The organism is Chloroflexota bacterium (assembly GCA_016875875.1).
In the GTDB taxonomy this organism is placed as follows: Bacteria; Chloroflexota; Dehalococcoidia; order GIF9; family UBA5629; genus 9FT-COMBO-48-23.
Genome location: VGOP01000002.1, coordinates 1 through 12,031 on the forward strand (window position 1 = coordinate 1; position 12,031 = coordinate 12,031).

A 12,031-nucleotide genomic window follows, 5' to 3' on the forward strand; every position below is an offset into this window, starting at 1 on the left:
TGAGGTGTAGGTATTGGTGTCGGTTCAGGTGTAGGTGTCGGTTCAGGTGTAGGTGTCGGCTCAGGTGTAGGTATTGGTGTCGGTTCAGGTGTAGGTGTCGGTTCAGGTGTAGGTGTCGGCTCAGGTGTAGGTATTGGTGTCGGTTCAGGTGTAGGTGTCGGCTCGGGTGTAGGTATTGGTGTCGGTTCAGGTGTAGGTGTCGGCTCGGGTGTAGGTGTAGGTACCGGTTCAGGTGTAGGTATTGGTGTCGGTTCAGGTGTAGGCGTTGTGATCTCCATCTTTTCTATTGCCAAGTTAGCCTGCTCCAACTGGTTAGCTAGCCTTTCGGCAGTAATGGCGACCTGCTCGGCCTTCCCCTCGTTAGCCATAGCTTGGATTTCCACAGCCCTCGTCTGGGCCAGCTTGGTGTGAACTTGAGCTTTGTTCTCATCGGAAATAGCAAAAGCAACTCCCACCTGTTCTGTGGCCAGCTTCACCGGATAAAGTGGTTCGTCAGGTAAGGCAGTTGATGAGGCAGCCATGGTGCTGCCACCGCTTAGCAGAAGGACAAGTATGGTGGTTATAGCCACAGCCCAGCTTTGGCGCCAGCTGAAGAGGCCAGGCTTTTCTGGCGGCTTTTGTTGTTTGGCATAATGTTGTGCGCCCTCGAGCCTCACTAGCGCCCAGTGTTTGAATTCGGGGCGAGGATGGATGTAGGAAGCTCGCCTGCCAATGTCAAGGGCGGTTCTGAGCAATGGCTCGAGCTCAGCGGCATATTCCGGATGGCGCATGAGGCAACTTTCAAGGCTTTCGCCCGAGCGTATCCGCTCATAACATTCGCTGAAAATATCGTCTAATTTTCTAGTCATCCCATTTCCCGTAAAGGGCCTTTCTTAGTGAGGCCGTAGCATTGAACTGTAATGCCTTTACTGTCCCCTCGCTTTTACCCAGCGTTTTAGCCACCTCAGCAATTGACAATTGCCCAATGAAGCGGAGCATGGCTACCTCTCGCTGGGCCTCTGGCAACTGTTCCAATGCTTGCTTCAGTTGGTAAACTTCAAAATTCCGCTCTGTCATCTGCACCGGGTCCTCCATGCTATGTGCGTAGGCTTCCTCGAGACTGGCCCTTTTTTCCTTAGACTGTTTTCTCATACGGTCGATTACCCTGTTGTGGGCGATCTTGAATAACCAAGCGGCAAATGGTAGGGCACGCCACTGGTAAGAGCCAATCGATTCAAGCGCTTTAATAAATACATCCTGAGTTAAGTCCTCCGCCTCAACTTGATTTCTAACCTTGACATAGATATAACGATAAATTTTATCAAAGTTCTGGTTGTATAGCTGCGTAAAGGCTGCTTGATCACCATTTACTGCCTGCTGTACTAAATATTCTTCACTTAGCACCAGGATAACCTCTTGCCTGGTGTCTATTATAGTAGAACGCAAATAAAAGGAAAACGTTTATATGTAGTTTTGGCTTAGGTAGAGTAATTTTACCGAAAATGAAGCCGGTTATATTGACAACATATGTTGACATAGGCAGATATTTCTTGAATAATGCGATATATTGAAGGGAGGGACGCTAAAATGCCTGAATTGAAGTTCGACAAAGCAAAATGCACCGATTGTAAGGCAGTCAGCTGCCTTGTTAAGTGTCAATATATGAAATTTGATAAAGACAGGGCGAAGAAAGAATGGCAGAAGGTAATAAATGGTGAGGATTCCTTTGTACTGGAGGCGTGCACTACATGTTATGCCTGCGAGGAGTATTGTCCCTTTGGAAACCATCCCTTCTACTTAATCGTCGAGCGCCAGGAGGAAAAGGGGATATTGCCGGCACCCAGGCCTATCATCACCATGTGGATTAACCAATGCCAGCCAGTGGGTAGATTTATGGTAGGTAAAGTGGAGGAGAGGGCACTGTCGTATTGCTTCATGCCGCAATTCAATACCCTGGTGAAGGGAAAACTTTTCGACGGCATTGCCTGGTCTGTGATTTTTGGCCAGGAATTTTTCTGTAACGCTGTTTACTTGCATTATGCCAAGGCATCCGTGATAAAGGATAGGCTCCCTAAGATAATTGAAAATATTAAAAATCAGGGAATCAAGGAACTGGTGTGTCTTCATGACGAATGTTATGGCACCTATACTTCTCTAGCTCGTGCCTACGGAATCGAAGTGCCGTTCAAACCAATTCATTATTTCGAATACCTGTATGACAAACTGAAAGAGCACAAAAAGCTGATAAAGCCGCTGAATATTAAAGCCGCCTACCAGCGGAATTGCTCGACTCGGCTTGTTCCGGAGATAGACCATTTCGTAGACGATATATTTGGGCTAATCGGGGTTGAAAGGCTAAAGCGGGAGTATGATAAGGAGAATGGGCTGTGTTGTGCTGAGGTATTCCGGATGGCAAAGGGACCAGCGCTGGCAGATGATGTGCAGAAGCGGAATATAGATGATATGGTGAAAGTCGGAGCTGAGTATTGTGTGTTCAACTGCCCAGCTTGTTGGGATTCTTTAGCCGAGAAGGTTGTTAAAGCTGGCATCAAGCCGATCCATATGATTGACTTATGCAAGCTGGCGATGGGGGAAGAGCAATCACTGAAACTACCTGAATTAGCAGTGGAGGTGTAAAGCCATGGTAACTACGAGTGCTATATATGAATCTTTAGTCAAAACAGTCGGCAAAAACTACGTTTCCAACCAGAAAGAAGAGCAGTATTTCTATGCTCGGGATGGTGGCTTGATGCCAGCACATGAGCCGGATTACGTGGTGCTGCCCAGGACAACCGAAGAAGTACAGGAGATAGTTAAGCTGGCGAATAGAGAGAAAGTGCCGATAGTTCCCAAAGGAGCAGGTCTGGCATTAACTGGCCTGGTTATACCTCAGAAGGGTGGAATCTTATTGGACATGAAGAGAATGGACAGGATTCTGGAAGTGAATGAGAAGGCTAGGTATGTAGTCGTTGAGGGTGGAACTACACACGGTGCACTAAAGAGTTATTTACAGAAGCATCATCCCGACTTGAGACATAGCATACCAGATTCGCCGCCAGTAGCCACGGTGGTGGCCAATGTGGTGATACATGGGCAGGGGCGTCTGTCACAGCAACACGGCTTTAATTCGGACATGGTCTCCGGCTTGGAAGTGGTATTACCAACAGGGGAGATTTGTCGTATTGGCTCGTGCTCTGTGTCGTCGTACTGGTTCTCGAAAGGGCCTCCGTTGCCTGACCTCAGTGGACTCTTCCTGGGATGGTTCGGTACCACTGGCATTATCACTAAACTTGGTCTGAAGCTTTATCCCTGCAAGAAGATAAGAGATGTAATGCTGTTCCTGACAGACAGAGTTGAGTTGGTTCCAGATATCATGCTCAAGCTCAGCCATACTGAAATGGTTGAAGATGTCACTATTTCAGCTCAGCCGTTACCCTTAAGGTACAAAGGGACTTTCTGGATAATGGCTTACATTACCGGAGATTCAGGAGAAGAGCTTGAGTTTAAGCGGAAGATGGTCTGGGACGCGCTTTGGGGTTATTTTGAGAGCCGAGATCTAGGTCCGTTGAGCGTTTCACCAGATATGAAAGCACCGCTGATGTCTATGCCATCGAAGGATATAACGAGATTCGCTGATGTGGCCAAAGGCGGTGGATTTCAATATGCTGGCCCTATAACCCCCATTGAGAAGTTTCCTGCTTTCATTAAGAAGTTGGATGAGGTGGCCAAAAAATATAACGTCTTTTATGCTTCTACGACACGACTTATCGGTGCCGGGCACTGCATGATGTTCTCCTTTTCCTTCTCTTTCAACAGAGCCAACCCAGATGAGATGGCCAGAGCTAAAGAGGCTTTGGATGAATGCAGCAAATTCGCTCTTGAGGAAGGGGGCGTTCTTTGGAAGGCAGACCTGGACGAACAGAAGATGCTGATGGCGAAGATGGACCCGAATACGCTTAGCCTGATGAAAAAGCTAAAACAGCTCTTAGACCCCAACGGAATCATGAATCCCGGTAACTGGGAGGTAAAATGATGCAGCAGAAATACGTCAGCCAAATCCATAGATGTTTTAGATGCGGCTATTGCAAATTCCCTACTGATTACTCGTCATTCAATTGTCCTCCCTACAGAAGGTTCAGATTTGAGACTTATTCTACGGGCGGCCGGTTGTGGCTAATTTACGCTTGGCTGAAGGGTGAAGTTGAGTGGTCGGAACACCTTGCGGAAATCCTGTATACATGCACAACCTGTAAGAACTGCACTGAACAATGCCCAATGAAGTTTGCTCCTGATATTGTTGACTGGATAGTAGGAGCCAGGAGTGACATGGTTGAAAAGGGCAGGATACCGCCGCGGGTAGCACGCTTTTTTGAAGCTGTTTACGGTTATGGAAATCCTCTGAAGCTGCTCAGAAGTGACCGGGCTGCTTGGGCTAACGGCACGAAGATGTATGCGCCTGGCGACGAATACCTTTTATACGTGGGATGTCTGGGCTCATACGACGAAAACGGGCAGAAAATGGCCAAGAGCCTGGTTGATGTGTTTAACGCAGCCGGAGTCTCCTTTGGGATCTTGGGCAGTGGTGAAGAGTGCTGCGGCAATGAAATCTATATGCTGGGCGAAATGGGCTTGTTTCAGACTTTGGTTGAGAAAAATAGCCAGAAATTCAAGGAGCTTGGTGTAAAGAAAATAGTCACACTTTGCCCACACGGTTACAATGCTATGAAAAACCGTTACCCGGCATTAGGTGCCAGCTTCGAGGTTTATCACTATACCCAGCTCCTAAATGATTTGATCAAGAAAAACAGGGTAAAACCTTCCCCAAATAAGGCAAAAGTCACTTATCAAGACCCATGTTTCCTTGGTCGTTATAACCAGATATACGAAGAGCCGAGGCAGGTACTGCGGAGTATACCGGGTGTTGAGCTGGTGGAGATGGAAAAGAATAGAGCTGATGCTTTCTGCTGCGGTGGCGGAGGTGGTAACTTCATTATGGACCTCCTGGCAGGAGGCGAGGAAAGTCCGGCACGGGTTAGAGTCAGGGAAGCCTACGAGACCGGTGCCAATATTTTAGCAGTTGCCTGCCCAAGCTGCCTGACGATGTTCAGCGATGCCGTCAAAGCTGAAGACCTGGACGGCAAGCTGGCTGTTAAGGATATCTCACAGATCGTAAAGAAATCTCTGCCTGCAAAGAAGTGATAGCTGCTGTTTCAATGTAGTTAGGAAGGAGGAAAAGGCAATGCCGAACTGGGCTGAATTAGGTACGGAATTAGAGAACACGCTGCGTCTGAAGACAAAGATTATCGCTTACAGAAGACTGGAGCAAGCTGAGGAGCTTGATAACATAAAGAATGTCGTCAGGCTCGACCGTTTCTTCACCTTCTGTCAAGTTCCCTTTATAGTGCGGGTTAATGAGTTGACGGTGGGCATGACCAAGGCAGATAGGATAAGTGATCGCTGCACACGACTTTTTGGCTTAAGACACGCCACTGAGAAGAGCATGCAGGCTGAAGCAGCCATGCTTTCTACCACCTGGTTTCGCTCTCCAGAAGAAGCCTTACAACAGCAGGGTGATTATTATCGCATTCCTGTTGGTGGTGCCATAGTCCTAGCTCCCCTGACAAAGCAGAAGTTTGAGCCCGAAGTTATCCTGGTCTACGGCAATCCAGCCCAAATAATGATGATTTTATGTGGTCTTCAGAAGATAAAATATGAGCGCTTCTCGTTCTCGTTCATTGGAGAGGGTGCTTGTTCCGACTCGCTGGCTCAGTGCTATGTTACCGGTAAGCCAGCAGTGAGTATTCCGTGCTACGGCGAGAGATCCATGGGTGGTGTATCAGACGATGAGATGATAATTGCTCTGCCTCCTGGCGAGTTGGAGAGAGCCATTGCGGGATTAAAGGAACTTCGCAAGATAGGGTTTAGATACCCCATTAGCTTCATAGGGCCTTTGCTTGACCCTACTCCCCTGCTGAGCGGCATCTATCCTGCGGCTTCCCAGCGCTGACAAAACAAGGTTTACACGCTTATAGATGCCTTCCCATTCAGTAATGGTTATTTCATAAACCCTTACCGAGGATATATATGGCCAGGTCAGCTAGGCGGCAGCTGTAGCCCCACTCATTGTCGTACCAGGCAAGTACCTTGACCATATTGCCGGCGAGGACCATGGTGCTCAGGGCATCAAATACGGAGCTGGCCGGGTTACCTTTGAAGTCTGTGCTCACCAACGGCTCATCGCAGTACTCCAGAATGCCCTTAAGTTTGCCTTTGGCTGCAGCCTGGAAAACCTTGTTTATCTGCTCGGCAGTCGCCTCTTTGTCGAGGTCGGCCACGAAGTCACACATGGAAACAGTGGGCACGGGCACCCTGAAAGCAACGCCATCAAGCCTACCTTTAAGTTCCGGTATAACCAGGGTTACGGCTCTGGCGGCTCCGGTGGTGGTTGGAATGATATTTATAGCTGCCGAGCGTGCCCGGCGCAGGTCCTTGTGGTACATGTCGAGCAGCCTCTGGTCGTTAGTATAAGCGTGAATTGTCGAGAGCAGCCCTTTGCTTACCCCAAAGTTATCGTGTAAGACTCTGACCACCGGAGCGATGCAATTGGTGGTGCATGAGGCATTGGAGATAATGCGATGCTGGGCAGGATTGTACTTGTCCTCGTTTACGCCCATGACTATGGTTATGTCTTCGCCTTTGGCCGGCGCTGAGATGATGACTTTCTTGGCTCCACCCTGGAAGTGGGCAGATGCTCTAGCGGCATCGGTGAAAAGCCCGGTGGACTCTATTACAACGTCCACCCCGTAGTCTTTCCACGGTATCTTGCTCGGATCGCGCTCAGCCAGGACTTTTGTCTTTCTGCCGTCAACCATTATGGCATCGTCCTTTGCCTCTACTTTTCCCTGATAGATGCCATAGGTGCTGTCATATTTGAGCAGGTGGGCGTTGGTCTGAGCGTCAGTCAGGTCGTTGACGACAGTTATTTCAAGCTTGTCGCGGTAGTGCTGGCTTATTGCCTTAAAAGCCAGCCTGCCAATGCGTCCAAAACCATTGATTCCTATTTGAGCTGCCATTTGTTAATCCTCCTCCTTTTGTGTTTTTGGTTGTCACCCTGAGTGAGAGTAAAGGGCTCAGAATGAATGTTAGGATTTATTATTATAACTTACCCTCACCTTAGTTCCAACGCCGCCCCTTATATTCCACTCTGCCAGTATCTCCATTCTTCTGGGTTTCACAGCATTGACCAGGTCTTCAAGTATGCGGTTGGTTGCCTCCTCGTAGAATATTTCCACCATCCTATAGCTAGCCAGATAGAACTTGAGCGACTTTAATTCGAGGATTTGCTTATCGGGGGCATATTTTATGGTAAGTGCGGCGTAGTCGGGTTGTCCTGGGTTGAGCGGGCAGAGGCAGGTAAGCTCGCTGGTAACCATTTCCTCCTCATATTCCCTGTCGGGGTAAGGGTTAGGCATGGCTATCAGCAGCTCTTTTTGGGGATAGGACTTATATTTTAGTTTGAGGCTCCGCACCCTCTTTTTGATTTCGTCTATCACCCTTAACCCCCGGCCCAGTAGAGGTCGACATTTTCTTTCACAACTTTCTCTGCCTTGCCTTCTATCATCAGGAGTTTAAGTTGAGCTATGGTTTCCATAACAGCCAGACGCTTATCGAAGGTAGACAGATTCTCGAACTTGACGGCCTCGCCGCTGGGCATCCATGGGATCTCGGTAGCTATTTGATAGGCAGTCTTCATGTCATTTTCTATAATTCTCTTTATGGTTAATTGCCGTTTTTCGTGATGGCGAAATAGCTCACCGAGCCTTAGCGAAAACCCGCTGAAAACGGAGCCATGTCCCGGGAAAATGAAATTGACTTCTAGTTTAGCCAGGACTTCCAATGAATTGAAAAAGTCGCCCAGCGGGTTTTCACCAGATTGTGGATGGAGACCGACATTAGGGAATATATCGGGTAGGATATGGTCGCCGGAAAAGAAGAGTTTCCGCCTCGGCTCATAGAGGCAAATATGGCCTGGTGAATGTCCCGGAGTCAGCACTACCTTGAAATCTGAAGAGGCGACGGTGATTTTGTCCCCATCTTTCAGCTTAATGTCAGGTTTAACCACTCCTACGAATTGCCGCACCGCCATTGAAGCTTCAGTGAATTCGGACAGGTCTTCCTCAGGCACACCGTTAGATTCGAAGAGCTTTTTTACCTCCTTCAACAGGTCATCTGTTTTCACATATCGCGAATCGATGAATTTTTCCTCGATTTCGCTGAACGCCACATTAGCCCCCGACATCTGTTTCAGCTTATCCGTCATGCCATAATGGTCGGGGTGAATGTGAGTTGCCACTATCAGAGTTATATCTTTAAATCCGAAGCCACTGAATCGTAGACCATCACGCAAGGCTGCGAAAGCCTCAGGTGTATCAAAGCCAGTATCAATCAGCAAATTGCCTTTTGTACCTTCTATCAAATAGGCATTGTTGTGGTCTAAGGCTGCTCCCGCTGGTAGCGGCAGTTTTATCTGGTGAACCCCCTGGACTATTTCCATTTTCGTCCTCCTAAATTGAAAGTGCTTCCTTACCGGCGAAACGGACGTCAGCTCCGAGTTCCTCTTCTATCATGAGCAGGCGATTATATTTAGCTACTCTCTCGCTGCGGCATGGGGCGCCGGTTTTTATCAACCCGGAGCCAACGGCAACTGCCAGGTCAGCTATCGTGGTATCTTCGGTCTCGCCGGAGCGATGGCTGATTATGGTTGTCCAGCCAACCTGCTGCGCTCTTTTTACCGTCGCCAGGGTTTCGCTGAGTGTGCCCACTTGGTTCGGCTTTATTAGTATAGCATTGGATGCCTTTTGAGAAATGCCTCGTTCCAGCCGTTCCAGATTTGTGGTGTAAAGGTCATCGCCAACAAGTTTTATCTTCTTGCCTAGTTTGGATGTCAGTGATATCCAACCTGACCAATCATCCTCGTCCAGCCCATCTTCAATGCTGATGATTGGGTAGCTCGATACCCATTTGGCGTAATAGTCAATCATTTCATTGCTGGTTAGAGCTGCGCCCTCTTTAGATAAAATATATTTACCATCATCGTAAAAGCTGCTCGCCGCAGGGTCTAAAGCAATGAAGCAATCGTCGCCAGCTTTGTAGCCAGCGAGGTCAATTGCTGCCAGTATCAGCTCAATGGCTTGCTTATTGGAAGCCAGTGACGGCGCAAAGCCACCTTCATCACCGACGTTGGTATTGAGCCCTTTGACTTTGATTGCCTTCTTAAGAGCATGGTAGATTTCAATTCCCATCTGAAGCGACTGGCTGAAGCTGGTGGCGCCTGCTGGCACTACCATAAACTCCTGAAAATCAGTGGAATCAGCGGCATGTTTTCCACCGTTAAGTATGTTCATCATGGGCACAGGTAGAAGGTGGGCAGCAGTGCCGCCGAGATAGCGGTACAGGGGGAGATTTGCTGAATTAGCCGCAGCTTTGGCGGTAGCTAAAGATACCCCCAGAATAGCGTTTGCCCCGAGATTGGATTTATTGGCAGTGCCATCAAGTTCAAGCAATCTCTGGTCAATCTCTGCCTGCTCTGAAGCCGCTATGCCGGCGAGTGCTGGAGCCATCTTGTCATTGACATTGCTTACTGCTTTGCAAACCCCTAACCCGCCGTACCTGCACTTATCTCCGTCTCGGAGTTCCACGGCTTCATACTTGCCGGTGCTGGCTCCTGAGGGCACGGCAGCTATGCCGGTGGTGCCGTCGGACAGTTCCACCTGTACTTCAATAGTGGGATTGCCTCGGGAGTCAAGTATCTCGCGGGCTTTGATTGTTTTAATGTTCGCCTTTGTTGATTTCATCGTTTCAACCCAGCTCTTGTCCTTTTGCCAGAGTGATAGCCTTCTCCACGGCGTCAACGGCATCGTCTGCCTTGATTATAGACTTATCTTGTTCACCGTTTCGCAGCAGAGTCCAGGTATTCAATCCTACAACTGGGATGTTGCTTTTCAGAGCGAAGCCGATCTCGGTCAGTGTCCCGTAATCACCGTCTATGGCAATTACGGCATGAGCTGAGTTAACCACGGCTATATTTCTGGCGTAACCTGCACCGGTGGCCACTGGGATCTGAACATAAGGGTTACAATCAGCCGGGTCATCGCCGGGCAAGATGCCTAAGGTCAGCCCGGACTCGATGGCAGCTCCGCGGCAGGCTGCCTCCATAACGCCGGTCAAGCCACCGCAGACAAGAACAGCTCCCCGCTTAGCCAGCTCTCTGCCTACAGTCTCAGCCAGAACCGCCTCCTGGGCAGAGCATTTACCGCCGCCGATAACTGCGATGATTAGCTTTTTCTCAAAACTTGGTTTACCCACAGTCAACGATTTAAATTTGTAGGCTTAATCTTTCAGCCATTATACCATCGGAGTCTAGTAGCGGCAAAAGAGGTTAACCCCCATAATTTGAAAAAAATCGAGTGAGCCTATCTGCTCTTTTGATAGCAAATATGTTAGCAAGCACGACTGGCAATGCGATGTTTTGCTATACTTATCTCTGCTAAAAAACTACATATGGCCGGAGGCAACCCATGGAGTTAACGGTAATTGAGGCACTTACTATCGGAGATGCCTGGTTCCAGTGTCTTGAGAAGGCTCTGTTGCAGGGGAGGACGTATCTTATACAACAGGGTAGTTTTGAAGGCACTCATCGTAAAGAGATACCTCTTGTTGCGGTTATGATTCGCAATCCCGGTGTGAGACCACTAAGACCTGATGTACCGATGGGAGTCCCAGCACCTACTACAGACGAGGTTATTGAGGAGTATATGTCGTATTTGATGACCGCCGTTAAGCAGGAGAATGAAGAGTACACTTATGGTGAAGACCTGGCTGCTCAAATCGATGAGGTAATCAGGCGCTATAAGCAAGGGTTTGATACCAACCAGCTATGTATGACGATTGGCAATCGGGATAGCATTTACCTGAAAGACCCGCCCTGTCTAAGGGTGTTAGATACCAGGGTTCAGGATGGCCGCCTAAATTTCATCATGTACTTCAGGAGTTGGGATTTGTGGGGTGGTTTCCCTACAAACCTCGGTGGCTTGCAGTTGTTGAAAGAGCACATGGCTAAGGAGATTGGTGTAGAAGACGGCTGCATGGTGGCCTTCAGCAAGGGGCTTCACCTGTACGAACACTGCTGGGACCTGGCAAAGATGGTGCTGCGCATGCCGCTGGAGTGAACTATTTGGCTTTCTTTGTCTTGGTATGCTAATAGCTCCTGAAAAAGGAGTGAAGATTACCATCCTCTTTGCTTGAAAGCTTCATACATCACTAATGCTGCAGCGATAGAGGCATTAAGTGAGGTAATTCTGCCTAGCATAGGAATAAATGCCAGAGAATCACACCTTTTCTTGACTAAATCCGACAGTCCCTTGCCTTCGCTGCCTATTACAATTGCTGTCGGTAATTTGAAATCCACCTGACTGTACGGAATTTTGCCAGTCTGGTCTATTCCAACAACCCAGACACTGTTTCTTCCCAATGCCAGCATTGTCTGGGAGATGTTGGATACCCTCGCTACTGGCACGTATTCCACAGCACCGGCTGATGCCTTAGCCACCGTTGCTGTGAGTCCCACAGCTCTTCTTGAGCGGGTAATCACACCATGAATGCCGCTCGCTTCGGCACTTCTTATAATAGCTCCTAGATTATAGGGGTCTTCAATACCATCCAGGATACAATAAAGGGGCGGTTCTTTTTTGTCTCTAGATATAGTTAGTAAATCTTCCAATGTAACGTATTCCTTGATTGAGGTATACGCAATAACTCCCTGGTGAGAAGAAGTCATAGCCAACTTGTCAATAAACCGTCTTTCCACAAATTCTACGGGGATCCTTCTAGATCTGGAAAGGTTCAATATTTCGGTAACTGCCGAATGAAGCCCAATATTGCGGGCGAGCAACACCTTATTTATAGGACGGCCACTCTTTAGTGCCTCAACTACAGGATTTTTACCCTCGATAGTATCTGCCATTCTTCGTTCCTTAGACATTAGCAGAAATCG

12 protein-coding genes and 1 pseudogene are annotated in these 12,031 nt (G+C 48.4%); 5 read left to right on the forward strand and 8 right to left on the reverse strand.

The genetic code is table 11. The annotated features are described in order from the left end of the window. Together FJ023_01380 and FJ023_01385 are read right to left on the reverse strand one after the other, a co-directional pair. Positions 1–266: pseudogene (locus FJ023_01380) on the reverse strand (cell surface glycoprotein related protein). A gap of 574 nt (positions 267–840) precedes the next feature. Continuing rightward, a complete protein-coding gene (locus tag FJ023_01385) occupies positions 841–1,425 on the reverse strand; it encodes a sigma-70 family RNA polymerase sigma factor (GenBank protein MBM4445989.1) in 585 nt (194 codons plus the stop codon). A gap of 141 nt (positions 1,426–1,566) precedes the next feature. On the opposite strand from FJ023_01385, the gene FJ023_01390 reads away from it, so the two are divergent. Genes FJ023_01390 through FJ023_01405 form a run of 4 tightly spaced genes read left to right on the forward strand, consistent with a single transcriptional unit; the run spans position 1,567 to position 5,986 of the window. After that, entirely contained in the window at positions 1,567–2,616 is a 1,050-nt protein-coding gene (locus tag FJ023_01390) for a (Fe-S)-binding protein (protein MBM4445990.1), read from the forward strand. Between the two features lie 4 nt (positions 2,617–2,620). Beyond that, positions 2,621–4,012, forward strand: coding sequence for an FAD-binding oxidoreductase (locus FJ023_01395; GenBank protein ID MBM4445991.1), 1,392 nt, complete (start codon positions 2,621–2,623; stop codon positions 4,010–4,012). Continuing rightward, on the forward strand, positions 4,009–5,178 hold the full coding sequence (locus FJ023_01400) for a (Fe-S)-binding protein (GenBank protein ID MBM4445992.1): 1,170 nt from the start codon (positions 4,009–4,011) through the stop codon (positions 5,176–5,178). The genes FJ023_01395 and FJ023_01400 overlap by 4 nt, the downstream gene beginning before the upstream one ends. Before the next feature lie 40 nt (positions 5,179–5,218). Continuing rightward, complete coding sequence (locus FJ023_01405; GenBank protein ID MBM4445993.1) at positions 5,219–5,986, forward strand: hypothetical protein; 768 nt, start codon at positions 5,219–5,221, stop codon at positions 5,984–5,986. Positions 5,987–6,038: 52 nt separating this feature from the next. Here the strand turns inward: FJ023_01405 and gap are convergent, their stop codons facing one another. The 5 genes from gap to FJ023_01430 all read right to left on the reverse strand — a co-directional run bounded on the left by gap (position 6,039) and on the right by FJ023_01430 (position 10,344). Further along, positions 6,039–7,052 (reverse strand): type I glyceraldehyde-3-phosphate dehydrogenase, encoded by a 1,014-nt coding sequence (gene gap, locus FJ023_01410; GenBank protein ID MBM4445994.1) that lies wholly within the window; start codon positions 7,050–7,052, stop codon positions 6,039–6,041. Positions 7,053–7,121: 69 nt separating this feature from the next. After that, positions 7,122–7,508 carry an NADPH-dependent 7-cyano-7-deazaguanine reductase QueF gene (gene queF, locus FJ023_01415; protein ID MBM4445995.1) on the reverse strand — a complete coding sequence of 129 codons (387 nt, stop codon included), beginning with the start codon at positions 7,506–7,508 and terminating at the stop codon, positions 7,122–7,124. A 26-nt stretch (positions 7,509–7,534) separates the two neighbouring features. Beyond that, positions 7,535–8,533, reverse strand: a complete 999-nt coding sequence (locus tag FJ023_01420) for an MBL fold metallo-hydrolase (protein MBM4445996.1) — start codon at positions 8,531–8,533, stop codon at positions 7,535–7,537. A gap of 10 nt (positions 8,534–8,543) precedes the next feature. Beyond that, positions 8,544–9,833, reverse strand: a complete 1,290-nt coding sequence (locus FJ023_01425; protein MBM4445997.1) for a phosphopyruvate hydratase — start codon at positions 9,831–9,833, stop codon at positions 8,544–8,546. 4 nt (positions 9,834–9,837) lie between these two features. Continuing rightward, positions 9,838–10,344, reverse strand: a complete 507-nt coding sequence (locus tag FJ023_01430) for a TIGR00725 family protein (GenBank protein MBM4445998.1) — start codon at positions 10,342–10,344, stop codon at positions 9,838–9,840. A 212-nt stretch (positions 10,345–10,556) separates the two neighbouring features. Here FJ023_01430 and FJ023_01435 point away from each other — a divergent pair, with 212 nt between their 5' ends. Further along, the gene (locus FJ023_01435) at positions 10,557–11,207 is read left to right on the forward strand and encodes a thymidylate synthase (protein ID MBM4445999.1); all 651 of its coding nucleotides are present in this window, start codon (positions 10,557–10,559) and stop codon (positions 11,205–11,207) included. 56 nt (positions 11,208–11,263) lie between these two features. Here the strand turns inward: FJ023_01435 and rlmB are convergent, their stop codons facing one another. Continuing rightward, on the reverse strand, positions 11,264–12,001 hold the full coding sequence (rlmB, locus tag FJ023_01440) for a 23S rRNA (guanosine(2251)-2'-O)-methyltransferase RlmB (protein MBM4446000.1): 738 nt from the start codon (positions 11,999–12,001) through the stop codon (positions 11,264–11,266). Between the last annotated feature and the right edge of the window lie 30 nt (positions 12,002–12,031).

What these genes read in the sequence shown, in the direction of transcription:
- FJ023_01390 (MBM4445990.1), top strand. Translation starts at nt 1,567, where the DNA reads ATGCCTGAATTGAAGTTCGACAAAGCAAAATGCACCGATTGTAAGGCA.
- FJ023_01395 (MBM4445991.1), top strand. Translation starts at nt 2,621, where the DNA reads ATGGTAACTACGAGTGCTATATATGAATCTTTAGTCAAAACAGTCGGC.
- FJ023_01400 (MBM4445992.1), top strand. Translation starts at nt 4,009, where the DNA reads ATGATGCAGCAGAAATACGTCAGCCAAATCCATAGATGTTTTAGATGC.
- FJ023_01405 (MBM4445993.1), top strand. Translation starts at nt 5,219, where the DNA reads ATGCCGAACTGGGCTGAATTAGGTACGGAATTAGAGAACACGCTGCGT.
- gap (MBM4445994.1), bottom strand. Translation starts at nt 7,052, where the DNA reads ATGGCAGCTCAAATAGGAATCAATGGTTTTGGACGCATTGGCAGGCTG.
- FJ023_01420 (MBM4445996.1), bottom strand. Translation starts at nt 8,533, where the DNA reads ATGGAAATAGTCCAGGGGGTTCACCAGATAAAACTGCCGCTACCAGCG.
- FJ023_01425 (MBM4445997.1), bottom strand. Translation starts at nt 9,833, where the DNA reads ATGAAATCAACAAAGGCGAACATTAAAACAATCAAAGCCCGCGAGATA.
- FJ023_01435 (MBM4445999.1), top strand. Translation starts at nt 10,557, where the DNA reads ATGGAGTTAACGGTAATTGAGGCACTTACTATCGGAGATGCCTGGTTC.
- rlmB (MBM4446000.1), bottom strand. Translation starts at nt 12,001, where the DNA reads ATGGCAGATACTATCGAGGGTAAAAATCCTGTAGTTGAGGCACTAAAG.